We start from the raw sequence: 18,058 nt of genomic DNA on the forward strand, positions 1-18,058 counted from the left end.
GGGGGGCGGGCCGTTTCGGGGGCGCTGCCCCCGGACCCCCGCTCCTCAATCGCCGGAGGGGCTTGGTTTTGCCGGGCCGCGGTTTGAACGGGTCGGAGGGCTGAGTCTGTCCGGCCGGGGCTTGAACGGGCCGTAGCGGCTTGATTGCGGGATGCTGAGGCCATGGCGGAGAGCTCAGCAGGTCCCGGCGGCATCCGTGTCGCCTCCTCCACCGGCCGCTGGGTGGTTCTCACGACCGTGCTCGGGTCGAGCATGGCCATGCTCGACTCCACCGTCATCAACGTGGCCCTGCCCCGCATCGGTGAGGACCTCGGCACCGGCCTCGCCGCACTCCAGTGGACCGTCAACGCCTACATGCTGACCCTCGCCGGGCTGATCCTCCTCGGGGGCGCGCTCGGCGACCGGTACGGCCGACGGCGGGTCTTCGTCGTCGGCGTGGTGTGGTTCGCCGCCGCCTCGCTGCTGTGCGGCATCGCGCCGAACGCCGACGTGCTCATCGCCGCCCGTGCTCTCCAGGGAGTGGGCGGCGCCCTGCTCACCCCGGGGTCGCTGGCCCTCATCCAGGCGAGCTTCCACCCGGACGACCGGGCCCGCGCGGTCGGGCTGTGGTCGGGGCTCGGCGGGGTCGGCGCCGCCGTCGGGCCGTTCGTCGGCGGGTGGCTCGTCGACGGGCCGGGCTGGCGGTGGGTGTTCCTGCTCAACCTGCCGCTCGCCGCGATCTGTGTGCCCGTCGCCCTGCGCCACGTACCGGAGTCCCGGGACCCGTACGAGCACGGCCGCTTCGACATCCTGGGGGCGGCTCTCGCCGCCCTCGCGCTCGCGCTGGTGACGTACGCGCTGATCGAGGCGCCGGGGCAGGGGGCCTCCCCGGCCGTGATCGGTGCGGCGGTGGGCGGGGTGCTGCTCGGCTCCCTGTTCGTGCAGGTCGAGCGGCGGCGGCCGGACCCCATGCTGCCGCCGTCGGTGTTCGCTTCCCGGCAGTTCACCGCCGTCAATATCGTCACCCTCTGCGTGTACGCGGCGCTCGGCGGCTTCTTCTTCCTCTCCGCCATCCAGCTCCAGGTCGTGGCGGGGTACTCCGCGCTCGGCGCCGGCACCGCCCTGCTGCCGACCACCGTCCTGATGCTGCTGTTCTCGGCTCGGTCCGGCGAACTGAGCCGGCGCATCGGCCCCCGCATCCCGCTCACCGCCGGTCCGCTGATCGCCGCCACCGGAACGCTGCTGATGCTGCGCGTGGGACCGGGGTCCAGTTCCGTGACCGGGTACCTGACCGACGTGCTCCCCGCCGTCGCGGTCCTCGGCGTCGGCCTGGTCACCCTCGTGGCGCCCCTCACCGCGACCGTCCTGGCCTCCGTGGACACCGCCCGGGCCGGCCTGGCCAGCGGGGTCAACAACGCCGCCGCCCGCGCCGCCGGACTGATCGCGGTGGCCGCCCTGCCCCTGCTCGCCGGGATGGGGCCGGAGGCCTACCGGGACGCCGGGGAGTTCGCCGCGGCCTTCCGGCGGGCCATGCCGATGTGTGCGGGGCTGCTGGTCCTCGGCGCCCTCATCGCGTGGGCGACCGTGCGTACGCCGCCGGCCGCCGTGAAGGAGACCGCGCAGCCGGAGTGCACGGTGCACTGCGGCGTCACGAGCCCCCCGCTGGAACCCGCCCCGGACAGGTCCTAGACGTTTCACGGCATTGTGCGCACCGATGCTCCGGGCGGCGCCGGTGCCAGGCACACTTGAACCCATGTCGATCCACGAGAACCTGCTCGGGGGCCCTGCCCCGACCCATCTGCCCGACGACCCGGAGCCGCGCGAACTGCTTGCCGCCGGTACCGCGCCCGCCGACGTCGCGGCGAAGTACCCGACCTCCTCGCTGGCCTGGGCACAGCTCGCCGACGAGGCGTTCGAGGGCGGCCGGGTCATCGAGTCGTACGCCTACGCCCGCACCGGCTACCACCGCGGCCTGGACTCCCTGCGCCGGGCCGGCTGGAAGGGCCACGGCCCCGTACCGTTCGAGCACGAGCCGAACCGTGGCTTCCTGCGCGCCCTGCACGCCCTCGCGCGCGCCGCGCAGTCGATCGGTGAGCAGGAAGAGTACGAGCGCTGCTCCACGTTCCTCCGCGACTCCTCGCCGACCGCCGCCGAGACGCTCGGCTAGCCGAAGCGCACCCCTGCCGGGCCCCGTGGACGCTCACCGTCCGCGGGGCCTTCGCGCTGTCGCGGCTGCGGGCCTCCGCGCTGTCGCGGCCTGCGGGTCTCCGCTTAGGATGCGGGCAGGGGACCGGAGCTCCACCACCTCACGGTGGGGGCGGACCGCTACCCGGAAGCTCGTGTCGAGGAGACAGCAATGTCGACGATCCACCCCGACCCCGAAGCCACCGGTGCGCAGACCCCGCACCTCGACTTCGCGGGAACGACTCCGTACGAGGACTACGTCCAGGCGGATGTCCTGACCCACCTCCAGCACCTCCGCTCGGACGACCCCGGCGAGATGGTCTTCCTGGTCACCACCCAGGTCATGGAGCTGTGGTTCACCGTCATCGTCCATGAGTGGGAGACCGCCGCGCACGCGATGCGCGAGGACCGGCTGGACGTCGCGCAGGACGCGCTGAAGCGGTCCCTGCGTGAGCTGGAGGCGCTGAACGCTTCCTGGACGCCGCTCGCCCAGCTCACCCCCGCCCAGTTCAACTCCTACCGGTCCTCGCTCGGCGAGGGCTCCGGCTTCCAGTCGGCCATGTACCGGCGGATGGAGTTCCTGCTCGGCGACAAGTCCGCGTCCATGCTCGTGCCGCACCGGGGCGCTCCCCGTGTCCACGCGGAGCTGGAGAAGGCGCTGGGTGAGCCCGGGCTGTACGACGAGGCGCTCGCCCTGCTCGCCCGGCGCGGCTACGCCGTGCCCCAGGAGGTGCTCGGCCGCGACCTCACCCTGAAGTACGAGCCGTCGCCGGAGGTCGAGGCCGCGTGGGCGGAGATCTACGCCAACCCCGACCAGAACGACGAACTGGTCCGGCTCGGCGAGGTGCTCACCGACGTCGGCGAGCTCGTCTGGCGATGGCGCAACGACCACCTCGTCGCCACCCGGCGGGCCATGGGCTCCAAGACCGGGACGGGCGGCTCCGCCGGGGTCGCCTGGCTGGAGAAGCGGGCCACGAAGAACGTGTTCCCCGAGCTCTGGACGGCCCGCAGCCATGTCTGATCTCCAGGAGCGCGCACAGGCGCTCGACGCGGCGGACGAACTGGCACCGTTGCGGAAGCTCTTCACCCTCGACGACACCGTCTACCTGGACGGCAACTCCCTGGGTGCGCTGCCCCGCCACGTACCCGCCCGGCTGCAGGAGGTCCTCACCCGCGAGTGGGGCGAGCTGCGCATCCGGTCCTGGGACGAGAGCGGCTGGTGGACCGCGCCGGAGCGGATCGGTGACCGCATCGCCCCGATCGTCGGGGCGGCCGCGGGACAGATCGTCGTCGGCGACTCGACGAGCGTGAACGTCTTCAAGGCCGTCGTCGCCGCGAGCCGGCTGGCACCGGAGGGCCGCGACGAGATCCTGGTCGACGCCGCCACGTTCCCCACCGACGGGTACATCGCCGAGTCGGCGGCCCGGATGACCGGCCACCGGATCGTTCCGGTCGCCCCCGCCGACGTGCCGGGCGCGCTCGGTCCGCGTACCGCCGCCGTGCTGCTCAACCACGTCGACTACCGCTCCGGCCGGCTCCACGACCTGCCCGGCCTGACCGCCGCGGTGCACGCCGCGGATGCGATCGCCGTCTGGGACCTCTGCCACAGCGCGGGCGCGCTGCCCGTCGGGCTGGACGCCCACGGGGTGGACCTGGCGGTCGGCTGCACGTACAAGTACCTCAACGGCGGCCCCGGTTCGCCCGCGTACCTGTACGTCGCCGAGCGGCATCAGGCGGCCTTCGACTCGCCCCTGCCGGGGTGGACGTCGCATGCCGACCCGTTCGCGATGACGCCCGGGTACGCGCCCGCGGACGGCGCCGTACGGGGCCGGGTCGGGACACCGGACATCCTGTCCATGCTGGCGCTGGAGGCGTCCCTCGACGTCTGGGACGGGGTCGGGATCGACGCGGTGCGTGCCAAGTCCCTGGCGCTGACGGACTTCTTCCTGGAGTGCGTCGCCGCGTACGCCCCCGAGGGCCGGGTCACCTCGGTCACCCCGGACGCCCACGCGGAACGCGGCAGCCAGGTCGCGCTGCGGTGCGAGGACGCCGAGCCCGTGATGGGCGCGCTCATCGCGCGCGGTGTCGTCGGGGACCTGCGGCGGCCGGATGTGCTGCGGTTCGGCTTCACCCCGCTGTACGTGGGATTCGCCGACGCGGAACGCGCGGCGCGGGTGCTCGCGGACGTGTTGACCGGTTCCGCCGCTCCGGCGGCGTAGGCTGCCGGGTCAGTCCGGCGACCGGCTCGCCCCGGTCGCCGGACGGATCCCGGACCTGCCGTGGGCGCAGCACAAGGGGTGCGACGACAGCCGACGGCCAGAGGGTTGCACCGAGATGCTTTGCGACGTCGACGGTGAGGGCGAGTACGGGGGCGACCGCGCCGGCCACATACGGGCCTCGCGCGAGGTCCTCGACGACGTGGTGCACCGCCCGGAGGATCTTCGTGCGCTGTGCGACATCGGCTTTCCACAGCGCCCCTTCTGGATGGCCCCGGTCCTCGCCGCGGACGGCTGCGCGGTCGAGGGAGGCCGCCCCATCGTGGACCTCGATGACGAGGTAGTGATCATCGAGGAGGAGTTCGGCAACATTCTGCTCTTCGGCGCGGTTCAGGGCTGGTACCTCTTCCTCGGCCTCGATGACGGCACGGTGCACGCCCTTCCTGGTGAGATGGAGCTCTTCGAGGGGGACCTGCGCCCGGTGCACACGGACCTCTCGTCCCTCCGGCACCTGCTGGAACTGCTGCACCAACGGGTGCTGAAGGTGGGTCGGGGGGAGGCCGGCGGCGACCCGAGCGCGCCGTACGCCGAGCTCGCCCGCTTCGCCGGAGGGATCCAGGACGAGTTCGCCCGCGTCGACCCGGTGGTCTTCTGCGAGGAGGAGGCCAGGGAGAGCCCCTGGGTCTACTTCTTCGGAGATCTCCGGGACGGGCTGTACGGCACGTACTATTCCCGGCCCGGCCGGGTCTGACGCCGGACCCGTCGCCGGCGGCGGAGAGGGGAGCCTCCGTACTGATACCGTCCCCGCAGGTCAAGCCAGTTGGGCATGTCACAGGGACGGTTGGAGCAGCATGTCGGATTCTGCCGCGCGTGATCAGGCCGCGCGTGATCAGGCCGCGCGTGATCAGGACGCAGCCGAGACCGAGTCGGCGTTCTCGCATCCGGTGGTCGCCCCCGATGTCTGTGCCGCCTACGGCAGTCACCCGGACCAGGTGATCGACTTCTACGCCCCGCGCGACGGGCGTGCCGGTGCCCCCGTCGTGGTCGTCCTGCACGGCGGGGCGTGGCGGGCGCCGTACGACCGGCTCCATGTGTCGCCGTTCGCGGACTTCCTGGCCCGGCGCGGCTTCGCCGTCGCCAGTGTCGAGTACCGGCGCGGCAGCGAGCTTCCGCAGCAGCGGGGCTCCGGACCCGTCGCCGGGCGCTGGCCGGAGACCTTCGACGACGTCGCGGCGGCGATGGACGCGATGCCGGACCTGCTGGCGCTCCACATGCCTGCGGCGGACGCCCGGCGGATCGTCGTCACCGGGCACTCCGCGGGCGGGCAGCTGGCGCTGTGGGCCGCCGCCCGGCACGTCCTGCCGGAGGGGTCGCCGTGGCGGTTGCCGCGCGAGCCCGCGCTGCGCGGAGTCGTCGCGCTCGCTCCGATCGCGGACTTCGCCACGGCCGTCGGGCTCGATGTCTGCTCCGGCGCGGTCGGGCAGTTCCTGGGGCGCGCGGAGGACTTCGCCGAGCGCAGCGCGCACGCCGACCCGGCCCTGCTCCTGCCCACCGGCATCGCGACGGCGGTGGTGCAGGGCACCACCGACCTGACCGTGCCGCAGGCCGTCTCGGAGGCGTTCGTCGACGCGGCGGCGAAGGAGGGCGAGACGGTGGGGCTGACGCTGCTGCCGGACGTCGGACACTTCCCGCTGATCGACCCGGCGGCCGACGCGTGCGCGGTGGTCGCCGAGGAGATCGCCCAGCTGGCCTGGTGAAATCCGCGGCACGCGGACGGGGGACCCGAGTAGTACTTGCGACGGACGGTTCAGGATCCGTATCACTGCTGATGACCGGGGGCGCCGCGCCCCCTACCGTGGAAGCGTGACCCAGACCAAGACCAGAAGCCCGGAGCTCCGGGTGGCCGAAGAGGCGATAGGCGGCCTGCGCCAGGACCTCATCCACGATGCGTTCGCCTACCGTCCGCTGGGGCCGATGCGGACCGACGGGGCGCTGACCCGGCGGCTGCCGGGGCGGCTCAGGGCGCGGGCCGCGTGGACTCCGCACGCGGTGGTCCTGGCGGCCGCGCTGCTCGCTTTCATGATGGGCTTCTCCACCACCGGCAACGCCGGAGTGCTCGTGTCGGGGCTGCTGCCCGCCGCCTGCGTCGGGATGACGCTGGTGCGGCCGGTCGGGGCGTTCTGGATGTCGCTGGCGCTCATGCCGGTGAGTATGGTCGCCAGCGCCTCCGACGGGCCCTGGATGCCGAGCACGTTCTTCGCGCACCTGGTGGTGCTGGTCGTCGTCGCGGCGAGGACCAAGCCGCGCACCGCGGCCTGGATGTGGGGCCTGACCGTGCTGTTCGGCACGCTCCTGGAGAACGTCGGCGGATGGAACTCAGGGCCGTCCACACCCGCCATGGCGGTGGCATCCGCGTTCGCGCTGCTCCTGGTATGCGTGGTCCAGATCCGCCGTGAGGCGGAGCGCGAGGTCACCGTGCAGCGCACCGTCACCGCCGTCGAACGCGACCGGCGCACCCTCCTGGAGGAGCGCACCACCATCGCCCGCGAACTGCACGACGTGGTGGCCCACCACATGTCGGTCGTCGCCATCCAGGCCGAGGCCGCCCCCTACCGGGTGGAGAACCCGCCGCCCGAGCTGGAGCAGGCCTTCGTCACGATCCGGGAGAACGCCGTCGCGGCCCTCACCGAACTGCGCCGGGTCCTCGGCGTCGTACGGGCCGAGGACTACGAGGCGCCGGACGCCCCGCAGCCCACCCTGGCCGAACTGGACGGGCTGCTCGCCAATGTCGGCGAGGCCGGACTGCCGGCGGAGAAGACCGTGACCGGTGCGGTGCGCGAACTGCCGCAGGGCGTCGAGCTCTCGGCGTACCGGATCATTCAGGAAGCCCTCAGCAACAGCCTGCGGCACGCACCCGGCGCCACCGCCAAGGTCGAGATCGGCTATGTGCTGGGCGGTCTCGGGCTGCGCGTCGTCAACGGTCCGCCGACCGGTCCGGTGAAGCCCTCGCCCGGCGCCGGGCACGGGATCACGGGCATGCGGGAGAGGGTGGCGATGCTGAACGGTGAGATGACGGCCGAGACGACCACGGAAGGCGGTTACGAGGTCACCGCCTTCATCCCCGTGCAGGCCGCCCCGTCCGAGGCCCCCGTCGAGGAGCAGTCATGACGGCCTCCGCAGCGGTGCCGATCCGGGTGCTGATCGTCGACGACCAGATGATGGTCCGTGAGGGCTTCTCGGTCCTCCTCAACGCGATGCCGGGCATCGAGGTCGTCGGTGAGGCCGTCAACGGGCGCCAGGCCGTCGCCCAGGTCGCGGCGCTCCGTCCCGACGTGGTGCTGATGGACATCCGCATGCCGGAGCTCAACGGCATCGAGGCGACCCGTGAGATCGTCGCCGCCGACGCGGACGCGAAGGTGCTGGTGCTCACCACCTTCGACCTCGACGAGTACGTCTACCAGGCGCTGCGCGCCGGTGCGGCGGGCTTCCTCCTCAAGGACGCCTCGGCCCGGCAACTCGCCGACGGTGTGCGGGTGGTGGCCTCCGGCGAGGCGCTACTCGCCCCGACGGTCACCAAGCGCCTGATCACCGAGTTCTCCAAGCTGGCGGCGGCCCCGCGGCCGCCGGCCCTCGCCCAGATCGGCGATCTCACGGAGCGCGAGACGGAGGTGCTCGTCCTGATCGCCCAGGGCCTGTCGAACGCGGAGATCGCCTCGCACCTGGTGGTCGCCGAGTCCACCATCAAGACGCATGTGAGCCGCATCCTGGTGAAGCTGGGCCTGCGCGACCGCACCCAGGCGGCCGTCTTCGCCTACGAGGCCCGGCTGGTCACGCCGTCCTGAGGGGCCGCCCGGTTGACGGTCCCAGGCCTGCCCCCAGGGCAGGGCTGGCCCGGGCGCGGGAGGCCGGTTAGCGTCGGGCCATGGACCAGTCCACGCGCTCCGACTCAGGCTCTGCCGCCCCGTTCGATCCCTGGTCGGCGGCGTTCGTCGCCGACCCGTACCCCGCCTACGCCGAGCTGCGTGCCACCGGCCGGGCGCACTACTTCGAGCCGACCGACCAGTGGCTCGTCCCGCACTACGCCGACGTGTCGGCGCTGCTGCGCGACCGGCGGCTGGGCCGGACGTATCTGCACCGGTTCACGCACGAGGAGTTCGGCCGGACGCCGCCGCCCGCCGCGCACGAGCCCTTCGAGACGCTCAACGGGCAGGGTCTGCTGGACCTCGAACCGCCGGACCACACCCGGATCCGGCGGCTCGTCTCCAAGGCGTTCACCCCGCGCACCGTCGAACAGCTCGTCCCGACCGTCCAGCGGCTGGCCACCGGACTCGTCGACGACTTCGTCCAGCAGGGCGGGGGAGATCTGCTGACGGCGGTCGCGGAGCCCCTGCCGGTCGCCGTGATCGCGGAGATGCTCGGCATCCCGGAGTCCGACCGTGCGCCGCTGCGGCCCTGGTCGGCGGCGATCTGCGGAATGTTCGAGCTCAACCCGTCCGAGGAGACGGCCCGCGCCGCTGTCCGTGCCTCGCTCGACTTCTCCGCGTATCTGCGCGAGCTGATCGCTGAGCGGCGCGGGAGCCCGGGTACGGATCTGATCTCCGCGCTCATCGCCGCCCATGACGAGGGCGAGCGGCTGACCGAGCAGGAGATGGTCTCCACGTGCGTGCTGCTGCTGAACGCGGGACACGAGGCGACCGTCAACACCACCGTGAACGGCTGGTGGACTCTGCTGCGCCACCCGGAACAGCTGGCCGCGCTGCGTGCGGACCACGGGCTGCTGCCCACCGCGGTGGAGGAGCTGATGCGCTACGACACCCCGTTGCAGATGTTCGAACGCTGGGTGCTCGACGACATCGAGATCGACGGAACGGTCATTCCGCGCGGATCGGAGGTGGCCCTGCTGTTCGGCTCGGCCAATCGCGACCCGGCCCGCTTCACGGACCCGGACTTGCTGGACCTCTCCCGGCAGGAGAACCCGCACATCACCTTCGGTGCGGGCATCCACTTCTGCCTCGGGGCGCCACTGGCCCGGGTGGAACTGGTCTCCTCCTTCGGTGAGTTGCTGCGCAAGGCGCCCGGCATGCGGCTGGTCTCCGAACCGGAATGGAACCCGGGCTACGTGATCCGGGGCGTGAAGGAACTGCGCGTCGAGCTCTGACGCGCGGGCGGGGACGGGGTGGGGGGCCGGGGCCCCACCCCCGCATCCCCTCAGGTCAGCATGTCGCGCCGACGCAGCGCCGCCAGGCCGCCCGCCACCAGCACCACCGCGGACGCGGTGAGCAGCACCACCGGCCCCCACTCCATGCCCGCCGCCCCCGGAAGCTTCGGCAGGTGGGTGAACGGCGATATGTCCATCACCGGCTGCGGCAGATCCAGGGCAGGGCCGATCCAGCCCAGCGCCAGGCAGAGACCGACCAGGCCCCAGCCCGCCGCTGCGGCCTTCGGCAGCCCCCCGTACAGCAGGACCGTCACCCCGCCCAGCAGCCAGACGGCGGGCAGTTGCACCAGTGAGGCGCCCAGCACGGCGGGGAGTTCGTGTCCGTAGCCCACCGCCAGGCCGAGGCCGCCGACCGTCATGATCAGGGCCGCGCCGCCGAAGGCGATGAGCAGGTGGCCGGCCGCCCAGCCCGTCCGGCCGACCCCGCCCGCGAGCACCGGTTCCGCGCGCCCGGCCGTCTCCTCGCCGTGCAACCGCAGTACCGAGGAGACGATGTACAGCGCCGCCACCGTGCCGAGGACGGAGACCATCGAGGCGAGGAACGCGTCCGTGAGGCCGGATTGCCCGCCCATCCGCTCGAAGATCTCCTTGGTCTTCGCGTTGTCCCCGACGAGGTCGGCCGCACCGCCGGTCAGCCCGCCGAAGACGACGCCGACCGCGGCGAACGACGCCGTCCACCCCAGGAGCGCACCGCGCTGGAGGCGCACCGCCAGGCCGAAGGCGGTGCAGATCCGGCCCCGGGCGGGTCCCGGCCGGGTTGCCAGGAAGCTCATGCCGACATCACGCCGCCCGGTCAGCGCGTACGCCACGGCGCACTGCACGGCCACGGCCGCGGCGATCAGGAGAAGCACCCACCACCGCTCGTCCGCGTACGGCCGGACGTTTTCCGCCCAGCCGAGCGGGGAGAGCCAGGTGAGGACCGACGAGCCGTCGTCCGTCGCGGAGTCGCCCGCCGCCTTCAGCACGAACGCGGCGCCTGTCACCGCCGCCGTCAGCCCCTTCGCGAGCCGCGCGCTCTCCGTGAACTGCGCGGCGATGGCGGCCGTGCAGGCGAACAGCGCACCGACACCGGCGACGGCCGAGGCGAGCGCCACCGCTCCGGCGCCGCCGCCTGCCCCCGATCCGGCCGTCCCCGCCACGATCACCAGGCCCAGCGCGGCGTTGGCGATGAGGGCGGCGAGCAGCGCGGCGGTGAGCGGCGCCCGGCGCCCCACCATGGCGGCGGAGAGCATCTCCTGACGGCCGGTCTCCTCTTCCTCCCGGGTGTGGCGCACGACGACGACCAGGCTCATCACCGCGGCCAGCGCCGCGCCGAAGGCGATCATGCGCCAGCTGACGAGCGCGCCGACGGAGTCGCCGAACACCGGCCCGTACATCGCGCGCAGCGAGCTGTTGCCGTTCATCGAAGCGGCGAGTTCGGCGCGCTGGGCTGCCGTGTCGTACAGGGAGGCGATGGACTGCCCGACGGAGGAGAACGCCCCGCCCAGCACGAGCACCCAGACCGGCATGATGATGCGGTCGCGCCGCAGGGCGAGCCGCAGCAGGGGCCAGGTCCCCGCGAGTTGCCCGGTCCCGGCCCGGCGCCCCGTGCCGGCCGCGGCTGTCATGGTCACGGCAGTCATCGCGCCGCCACCCCGGCGTCCTGTTGCATGTCCTGCTCCGCGTCCGCCGTGTAGTGCCGGAGGAAGAGCTCCTCCAGGGTGGGCGGCGTACTGATCAGGGACCGGACTCCGGATGCGGAGAGCGACTTGATGACGGCGTCCAGCTTGTCCGTGTCGACCTGGAGCGAGACCTGTCGCCCCCTGATGTCGAGATCGTGCACCCCGGGCAGTTGCGCCAGGCCGTTGGGGGAGTCCACCAGTTCGGCGGTGATGTTCGTGCGCGTGAGGTGGCGCATGCCGGCCAGGGAGCCGGTCTCCACCGTCCGGCCCTGCCGGATGATGCTGACCCGGTCGCAGAGGGACTCGACCTCGCTGAGGATGTGGCTGGAGAGCAGCACCGTCCGCCCGCGGTCGCGCGCTTCGGCGACGCAGCTCTGGAAGACCTCCTCCATCAGCGGGTCGAGCCCGCTGGTCGGTTCGTCCAGGACCAGCAGGTCCACGTCGGAGGCGAACGCGGCGACCAGGGCCACCTTCTGACGGTTGCCCTTCGAGTACGTCCGCCCCTTCTTCGTCGGGTCGAGCTCGAACCGTGCGACGAGGTCGGCGCGCCGGGCGTCGTCGAGGCCGCCGCGCAGCCGCCCGTACAGATCGATCACCTCGCCGCCGGAGAGATTGCGCCACAGCGTGACGTCCCCGGGCACGTAGGCGACGTGCCGGTGCAGCTCCACCGCGTCGCTCCAGGGGTCGCGGCCGAGCAGCTGGGCGGCGCCGGAATCGGCCCGCAACAGGCCCAGCAGGACCCGGATGGTGGTGGACTTACCCGACCCGTTCGGCCCGAGGAAGCCGTGCACCTCACCGGACTCGACGGTCAGGTCGAGCCCGTCCAGCGCGTGTGTCCGGCCGAACGATTTGTGCAGTCCGGCCACGGTGATTGCCTTCGTCATGATTCTGAACGTACGCTACTTTCACAAACTTGTGAAGTTAAGGAAGCGTATAAACTCGGATGAGTGACAGGGCCCGGGGACAGGGAGAACGAGGGACCGATGAGCAGCGAGACCGCAGGGCACGCACGCGAACCGCAAGGTGCCGCGCAGGAGCGCGAGGCGAGGGACGCGGAGGCGGTCTCACGGTTCGTCGAGCGGTTCGCGTCCGAGATGACCGAGGCGGGGATGCAGCGGATGGCGTCCCGTGTCTTCGCCGCACTGCTCGCCGACGACGATGCGTCCATGACCTCGGCCGAGCTCGCCCTGGCCCTGCAGATCAGCCCCGCCGCCGTGTCCGGCGCGATCAACTACCTCACCCAGGTCAGCATGGTCGGCCGCGAACGCGAACCCGGCTCGCGCCGCGACCGCTACCGGCTGCACAACGAGATCTGGTACACCACCTTCGCCAGTCGCGACCGGGTGCTCACCCGCTGGGAGCAGACCCTCAGGGACGGTGCGCGCACGCTGGGCGAGCACACGCCGGCGGGCGCCCGGATCGCCGAGACGGCGGCGTTCTTCGAGTTCATGCAGTCGGAGCTGGGCGCGATGATGGACCGCTGGGAGGCTCACCGGAAGACCCTGGACCTGCCGGCGGCCGAGGGAGCGCGGGACGCCTGAACGGGCGCCGCACAGGGCTCACGAGAGGCCTGACGGGGGTAGGGGAGGGTCGCGGACGCCACCCCGATACGGATCCGCTACCCGTCCACCGGCAGCATCAGCCCCCAGGCCCCCGCCCGCACCGTCCACGTCCGGGTCCGCACCGGGCCGCCGACCTGTATGTCCGCCCGGTAGCGGAAGTCCGCGCCCGAGACCGTGACGGCCTTGGCCTCCGTGGTCATCGGGGCACCGCCCGGTGCGTGGATCGTCACCTCGGCGATGCCGTCGTTCCCGCAGCCCGAGGTCACCGTCACCGATTCGACCGGGCGGCCCAGATCGCTCAGCACGACACCGTCCGCCTCGATGCGCAGCCGGTGCGTGGCCGGCGCGACGGGCGGCGTCGAGGGTGCGGGCCGCACCAGGGTGCGGACCAGTGACCGGCAGGTGTCCCAGACCGCGGTGACGCCCGTAGGGGCCGGCTGCGTGCCCGGGGCGCCGGTCGGGGCCGGGATCCGCAGGGCGTCCAGGACGACGCCGTCGCTGTCGTCCACCAGTAGGTCCAGCCGTCGCACCGCGCCGTCCAGCGCCGTACGGGCCGCCGCCACCGCGCCCATCGGCACGCCGAGCGAATGCGCGAGTTCCAGTGCCGCCGCGGCCCCGACCGGGACGAGCGAGAGGGCGCTCATGGCTGGTTCTCGCTCCCGGTGGAGCAGTGCCACCGCACGCCGCAGCGCCCGGTCGTCGCCTATCACCACCGGCCTTCGGGCACCCCTGCGCGACAGGGCACGGGCGAACTCCGCGGGCCCGTCCGGAAGGCAGATCTTTGCGTGCGAACCGGCGCTCAGCACGTCTTTTGCGATGCGGACGGACTCGCCGTCCGTCCGGCGGGCGACCGGATCGATCACCACCAGCAGATGGGGCGCACCGTTACCGGGGGGCTGGGCAGCCGACACCTCGGTCCTTCCTCGGGTAGCATCTTGGTGCAAGAGCCCCTTGCGCTATTGCGCCAGGGGCTTCGTCTATTCCGGGGCACCCGGTTCGACGGTTCAGGCCTTGTCGTACAAAGTCGTACGGCATGTACGGCGTTTACGTACGCCCCCTGACCTTGGACATGCCCCGCCCGGAAGGGGTGTACGCCTGTGCCCGCACTTGTGCTGCTCGGTGCTCAGTGGGGTGACGAGGGCAAGGGGAAGGCCACCGACCTCCTCGGTGGATCCGTGGACTATGTGGTGCGCTACCAAGGCGGCAACAATGCCGGCCACACGGTGGTCGTCGGTGACCAGAAGTACGCACTTCATCTCCTCCCCTCCGGAATCCTTTCACCGGGGTGTACCCCGGTCATCGGTAACGGTGTCGTCGTCGACCCTGCGGTCCTGCTCTCCGAGCTGAGTGGGCTGAACGACCGCGGCGTGGACACGTCCAAGCTGCTGATCAGCGGTAACGCTCATTTGATCACCCCGTACAACGTCACCGTCGACAAGGTGACGGAACGGTTCCTCGGCAAGCGCAAGATCGGTACGACCGGGCGCGGCATCGGCCCGACGTACGCGGACAAGATCAACCGGGTCGGTATCCGCGTCCAGGACCTCTACGACGAGTCGATCCTGGAGCAGAAGGTCGAGGCGGCCCTGGAGCAGAAGAACCAGCTTCTGGCCAAGGTCTTCAACCGGCGCGCCATCGAGGCCGGCAAGGTCGTCGAGGACATGCTCCAGTACGCGGAGCAGATCAAGCCCTTCGTCGCCGACACGACGCTGATCCTGAACAACGCCATCGACGAGGGCAAGGTCGTCCTCTTCGAGGGCGGCCAGGGCACCCTGCTCGACGTCGACCACGGCACGTATCCCTTCGTCACCTCGTCGAACCCGACCGCGGGCGGCGCCTGCACCGGTTCCGGCGTGGGCCCGACGAAGATCAGCCGGGTCATCGGCATCCTCAAGGCGTACACCACCCGCGTCGGCGCCGGGCCGTTCCCCACGGAGCTGCTCGACGAGGACGGCGAGGCGCTGCGCAGGATCGGTGGCGAGCGCGGTGTCACCACCGGCCGTGACCGCCGCTGCGGCTGGTTCGACGCCCCGATCGCGCGGTACGCGACCCGGGTCAACGGCCTGACCGACTTCTTCCTCACCAAGCTCGACGTGCTGACGGGCTGGGAGCAGATCCCGGTGTGTGTGGCGTACGAGATCGACGGCAAGCGCGTCGAGGAGCTCCCGTACAACCAGACGGACTTCCACCACGCGAAGCCCATCTACGAGATGCTGCCGGGCTGGTCCGAGGACATCACCAAGGCGAAGACCTTCGGTGACCTGCCGAAGAACGCGCAGGCGTACGTGAAGGCGCTGGAGGAGATGTCCGGCGCCCCGATCTCCGCGATCGGTGTCGGCCCGGGCCGCACCGAGACCATCGAGATCAACTCCTTCCTGTAGGCGTACGGGAGCGGAAGAGGGCCGGGGCGGCGTATGCGCCCCGGCCCTCCCGCATGCCCGCCCTCAGTCCTCGGCGCTCAGTCCGCCCTCAGTCCTCAGTCCTCGGTGCTCAGTCCTCAGTCCTCCCCGCAGATCCGTAGTCCCTCCGGTGTCGCGCACGGCAGGTGGCCGTGGGTGCGGATGACGTCCTGGCCGCTGCCCCGGCTGAGGTAGGAGAGGAAACTGGAGGCCAGCGAGTCGGCGGGCGGGCTGCCGTAGGTGTACGCGTACTCGATCTCCCGGTACGGGTAGCTGCTCGTGCCGATCGTGTCGACGGACGGGGCGGCGCCGTCGATGGAGATCTGGTGCGCCCCGGCGGGTTTGGTGCCCGAACGCAGTTCGCTGTAGCCGATCGCGCCGTCGAGCCGGCCGACCTCGGCCAGGACCTGGTCGGTGGAGTCGAGTTCGCAGCGGATGACCGGGGCCTCGGGGTCGTCCTTCGTGGTGCAGTCGCGGGAGGACTGGGCGGGTTCGTTGCGGCCCAGGACCCGGCGTTGGAAGACCTCGCGGGTACCGGAGTTGGCGTCCCGGCTGACCAGGAGTACGGGAAGGTCCGGGCCGCCGAGCTCCTCCCAATTGCGGATGTCGCCGCGGTAGATGGCGCGGATCGTGTCACGGGTGAGGTGCTTCAGTGGGACCTTGTCGTTCACGACGAGGCGGAAGAGCGAGACGGCGACGCGGTTCTCGCGCAGCTGCGGGAAGCCGCTCGGCTTGGGGCCGTCGGAGAGGGCCACGAGGGCGGGCGAGCCGGACTTCCCGGCCTCGGCGCCCCGTTCGGCCAGTTCCCTTATCCCGGCGGTGCTGCCGTGCGGGTCCACGGTGACGGTGGCCCCGTCGCACGCCTTGCCGTACTTCTCCGCCAGTTCGTCCAGGACGGGCTCGAAGGCGGTGGAGCCGGTCACGGTCAGCTCGCCGCGGGCGCAGCCGATCGGGGGCGGGGTGTCGTCGCGCACCAGGATGATCGAGGCCAGGGTGATGACGCAGACGGTCAGGGCCACGGTGATGAACCGGGCTGCCGTGCCGAACAGCGGGGGCTTCTCGTCCGGGCGGGCGGCGGTGTTCGTCCGGACCTCGCCGTCCCGGATGCCACCGGTGATGCGGATGGGGCTGCCGACGCGTGAACCGGTGAGCAGGACCAGGAGTTTGAAGTGCTCGCCCCGGTTGAGCGGGACGCGTGGCAGGCGGATGAGGGAACCGCTGCCGCGGAGCCCGGCGGACGGGGTGAAGTGGTCCATGAGGTGGTCGGCGCCGGGGGAGTGGGTGACGGCGATGCCGCGCACTCGCCGTTCGGTGAACTCCACCACGAGTCCGTGGAGTTGCTCGTCCGGTCCGGTGTAGTCGCCGCGGGCGATGGACTGCGAGCCGTCGTTCTCGATGCGGAGCAGGACGAGGGTGGCGTCGGCCATGCCCGGGGTCTCGTCGAAGAGACCGAGCCGTACGTTGGCCCGTGCCTGACCGGCGTCGCTGCCGATCGGCGTGTCCATCTGGACTCGGTAGCCGACGCGTTTGCGCCGCGGTACGCGACGTTCGTACCAGAGCACGCCCACGGAGGCGAGGACGCCCAGCACCGCGGTGAGTACGGCCACGACGTTCTCGGCGCTGAACCACTCCACGGTCCGTCCCCCTGGCTGTCGTACGCGTGTACGGGTGCGGGTCACCGTATGTATCGGGAGGCGCGGGCGGTGGTGAGTACGGGGTCCTGTCGCCAGGTGTTCGCCTGCCGTTCGGGCAGGGGGTGGTTGGTCCAGACCTTGACAGGTCCAGACCAATCGGGGTTGGGTGTCGGGATGCCCGGGCGGCATGCCGGAGCCTGTCGGGGCGACCCGTCGAAGGAGTGAGCAGCGCTGAACCGCATCAAGAGCCTTCTGACCACGCTGGGCGCCATCGTCGCGACGGTGGCGTTCCTCCCCGCCCCTGCGAGTGCCGCCCCCGCGAGTGCCGTGCCCGCGAGCGCCGCCCCCTCGAGTACTGCTTCCGTGAGCACCGTCCCCGCGAGCAGCACCGGCGCGGGCGCCGCGTGCGCGCCCCTCTGGGACTCCTCGACCGCCTACACGGCCGGTGGCACCGTCGCGCATCACGGCCGCAACTGGACGGCGAAGTGGTGGACGAGGAACGAGAATCCGGGCGCCACCACCGCCTGGTCCGACCTCGGCGCCTGTACGGGCGGGGGCTCCGACTTCGTCATCAGCGAGGCGGAGTTCGGCGCGATCTTTCCGGACCGCGCCCCCTTCTACACGTACCAGGGCCTGATCGACGCCCTGCACGCCTACCCGCGCTTCGCGAACACCGGGACCGAGGAGACCAGGAGCCGGGAGGCCGCCGCCTTCCTGACGCACGCCGACTTCGAGTCGGTCGGTCTCCAGTACGTGAAGGAGATCAACGAGGCCAACTACTGGATCAAGTGCGACTACAGCCGGCCGTTCGGCTGTCCGGCGGGGCAGTCCGCGTACTACGGGCGCGGTCCGATCATGTTCAGCTGGAACTTCAACTACAAGGCGGCCGGTGACGCGCTCGGCCTCGACCTGCTGAACAACCCGTGGCTGGTGGAGCAGGATCCGTCGGTCGCATGGCAGACCGCGCTCTGGTACTGGAACACCCAGAACGGGCCCGGCACCATGACTTCGCACGACGCGATGGTCGGCGGCGCGGGCTTCGGGGAGACGATCCGGTCGCTCAACGGTTCCCTGGAGTGCGACGGCGGCAACCCGGCGTCGGTGCGGGCGCGGGTGGCCGCGTACGAACGGATCACCGGCCTCATCGGCACGAACCCCGGTGCACGGCTCACCTGTTGACGAACGGGTGGGTGAAGGTATCCCGA

The 18,058-nt window shown here is 71.7% G+C and carries 16 protein-coding genes; 12 read left to right on the top strand and 4 right to left on the bottom strand.

All coding sequences use genetic code 11. The features are described 5' to 3' along the window. Positions 1-162: 162 nt before the first annotated feature. The 9 genes from ACIBJG_RS24935 to ACIBJG_RS24975 all read left to right on the top strand — a co-directional run bounded on the left by ACIBJG_RS24935 (position 163) and on the right by ACIBJG_RS24975 (position 9,537). Entirely contained in the window at positions 163-1,668 is a 1,506-nt protein-coding gene (locus ACIBJG_RS24935; RefSeq protein ID WP_399310552.1) for an MFS transporter, read from the top strand. A gap of 64 nt (positions 1,669-1,732) precedes the next feature. Further along, positions 1,733-2,146: a DUF3151 domain-containing protein gene (locus ACIBJG_RS24940; RefSeq protein ID WP_399310553.1), complete on the top strand. Its 414-nt coding sequence runs from the start codon at positions 1,733-1,735 to the stop codon at positions 2,144-2,146. Positions 2,147-2,335: 189 nt separating this feature from the next. Beyond that, a complete protein-coding gene (locus ACIBJG_RS24945) occupies positions 2,336-3,184 on the top strand; it encodes a tryptophan 2,3-dioxygenase family protein (RefSeq protein WP_399310555.1) in 849 nt (282 codons plus the stop codon). Beyond that, positions 3,177-4,382: a kynureninase gene (kynU, locus tag ACIBJG_RS24950; protein WP_399310557.1), complete on the top strand. Its 1,206-nt coding sequence runs from the start codon at positions 3,177-3,179 to the stop codon at positions 4,380-4,382. The genes ACIBJG_RS24945 and kynU overlap by 8 nt, the downstream gene beginning before the upstream one ends. Positions 4,383-4,497: 115 nt before the next feature. Then, positions 4,498-5,130, top strand: coding sequence for an SUKH-4 family immunity protein (locus ACIBJG_RS24955; protein ID WP_399310559.1), 633 nt, complete (start codon positions 4,498-4,500; stop codon positions 5,128-5,130). A 100-nt stretch (positions 5,131-5,230) separates the two neighbouring features. Next, positions 5,231-6,136 carry an alpha/beta hydrolase family protein gene (locus ACIBJG_RS24960; RefSeq protein WP_399310560.1) on the top strand — a complete coding sequence of 302 codons (906 nt, stop codon included), beginning with the start codon at positions 5,231-5,233 and terminating at the stop codon, positions 6,134-6,136. Between the two features lie 106 nt (positions 6,137-6,242). Next, positions 6,243-7,547 carry a sensor histidine kinase gene (locus tag ACIBJG_RS24965; RefSeq protein ID WP_399310562.1) on the top strand — a complete coding sequence of 435 codons (1,305 nt, stop codon included), beginning with the start codon at positions 6,243-6,245 and terminating at the stop codon, positions 7,545-7,547. Next, positions 7,544-8,221 carry a response regulator gene (locus ACIBJG_RS24970; RefSeq protein WP_399310564.1) on the top strand — a complete coding sequence of 226 codons (678 nt, stop codon included), beginning with the start codon at positions 7,544-7,546 and terminating at the stop codon, positions 8,219-8,221. Before ACIBJG_RS24965 ends, ACIBJG_RS24970 begins: the two co-directional genes overlap by 4 nt. Positions 8,222-8,301: 80 nt before the next feature. Continuing rightward, entirely contained in the window at positions 8,302-9,537 is a 1,236-nt protein-coding gene (locus ACIBJG_RS24975; RefSeq protein ID WP_399310566.1) for a cytochrome P450, read from the top strand. A gap of 50 nt (positions 9,538-9,587) precedes the next feature. Here the strand turns inward: ACIBJG_RS24975 and ACIBJG_RS24980 are convergent, their stop codons facing one another. Further along, complete coding sequence (locus ACIBJG_RS24980) at positions 9,588-11,219, bottom strand: ABC transporter permease (RefSeq protein WP_399310568.1); 1,632 nt, start codon at positions 11,217-11,219, stop codon at positions 9,588-9,590. Beyond that, a complete protein-coding gene (locus ACIBJG_RS24985; RefSeq protein WP_399310569.1) occupies positions 11,216-12,142 on the bottom strand; it encodes an ATP-binding cassette domain-containing protein in 927 nt (308 codons plus the stop codon). Before ACIBJG_RS24985 ends, ACIBJG_RS24980 begins: the two co-directional genes overlap by 4 nt. A gap of 99 nt (positions 12,143-12,241) precedes the next feature. On the opposite strand from ACIBJG_RS24985, the gene ACIBJG_RS24990 reads away from it, so the two are divergent. After that, positions 12,242-12,799: a GbsR/MarR family transcriptional regulator gene (locus ACIBJG_RS24990; protein ID WP_399310571.1), complete on the top strand. Its 558-nt coding sequence runs from the start codon at positions 12,242-12,244 to the stop codon at positions 12,797-12,799. A 77-nt stretch (positions 12,800-12,876) separates the two neighbouring features. Here the strand turns inward: ACIBJG_RS24990 and ACIBJG_RS24995 are convergent, their stop codons facing one another. Then, entirely contained in the window at positions 12,877-13,731 is an 855-nt protein-coding gene (locus ACIBJG_RS24995) for a diacylglycerol kinase (protein ID WP_399310572.1), read from the bottom strand. A 186-nt stretch (positions 13,732-13,917) separates the two neighbouring features. On the opposite strand from ACIBJG_RS24995, the gene ACIBJG_RS25000 reads away from it, so the two are divergent. Continuing rightward, positions 13,918-15,201, top strand: a complete 1,284-nt coding sequence (locus tag ACIBJG_RS25000) for an adenylosuccinate synthase (protein WP_399310574.1) — start codon at positions 13,918-13,920, stop codon at positions 15,199-15,201. Positions 15,202-15,317: 116 nt separating this feature from the next. On the opposite strand, the gene ACIBJG_RS25005 is transcribed toward ACIBJG_RS25000, so the two are convergent. Then, positions 15,318-16,853, bottom strand: coding sequence for a substrate-binding domain-containing protein (locus tag ACIBJG_RS25005; protein WP_399310576.1), 1,536 nt, complete (start codon positions 16,851-16,853; stop codon positions 15,318-15,320). A 231-nt stretch (positions 16,854-17,084) separates the two neighbouring features. Between ACIBJG_RS25005 and ACIBJG_RS25010 the strand changes: the two genes are divergently transcribed. Further along, positions 17,085-18,032, top strand: a complete 948-nt coding sequence (locus ACIBJG_RS25010; protein ID WP_399310801.1) for a glycoside hydrolase family 19 protein — start codon at positions 17,085-17,087, stop codon at positions 18,030-18,032. Positions 18,033-18,058: the final 26 nt, after the last annotated feature.

The sequence above is a fragment of the Streptomyces sp. NPDC050422 genome, from assembly GCF_044458665.1.
In the GTDB taxonomy this organism is placed as follows: domain Bacteria; phylum Actinomycetota; class Actinomycetes; order Streptomycetales; family Streptomycetaceae; genus Streptomyces.

What these genes read in the sequence shown, in the direction of transcription:
- ACIBJG_RS24935 (WP_399310552.1), top strand. Translation starts at nt 163, where the DNA reads ATGGCGGAGAGCTCAGCAGGTCCCGGCGGCATCCGTGTCGCCTCCTCC.
- ACIBJG_RS24940 (WP_399310553.1), top strand. Translation starts at nt 1,733, where the DNA reads ATGTCGATCCACGAGAACCTGCTCGGGGGCCCTGCCCCGACCCATCTG.
- ACIBJG_RS24945 (WP_399310555.1), top strand. Translation starts at nt 2,336, where the DNA reads ATGTCGACGATCCACCCCGACCCCGAAGCCACCGGTGCGCAGACCCCG.
- kynU (WP_399310557.1), top strand. Translation starts at nt 3,177, where the DNA reads ATGTCTGATCTCCAGGAGCGCGCACAGGCGCTCGACGCGGCGGACGAA.
- ACIBJG_RS24955 (WP_399310559.1), top strand. Translation starts at nt 4,498, where the DNA reads ATGCTTTGCGACGTCGACGGTGAGGGCGAGTACGGGGGCGACCGCGCC.
- ACIBJG_RS24960 (WP_399310560.1), top strand. Translation starts at nt 5,231, where the DNA reads ATGTCGGATTCTGCCGCGCGTGATCAGGCCGCGCGTGATCAGGCCGCG.
- ACIBJG_RS24970 (WP_399310564.1), top strand. Translation starts at nt 7,544, where the DNA reads ATGACGGCCTCCGCAGCGGTGCCGATCCGGGTGCTGATCGTCGACGAC.
- ACIBJG_RS24975 (WP_399310566.1), top strand. Translation starts at nt 8,302, where the DNA reads ATGGACCAGTCCACGCGCTCCGACTCAGGCTCTGCCGCCCCGTTCGAT.
- ACIBJG_RS24980 (WP_399310568.1), bottom strand. Translation starts at nt 11,219, where the DNA reads ATGACTGCCGTGACCATGACAGCCGCGGCCGGCACGGGGCGCCGGGCC.
- ACIBJG_RS24985 (WP_399310569.1), bottom strand. Translation starts at nt 12,142, where the DNA reads ATGACGAAGGCAATCACCGTGGCCGGACTGCACAAATCGTTCGGCCGG.
- ACIBJG_RS24990 (WP_399310571.1), top strand. Translation starts at nt 12,242, where the DNA reads ATGAGCAGCGAGACCGCAGGGCACGCACGCGAACCGCAAGGTGCCGCG.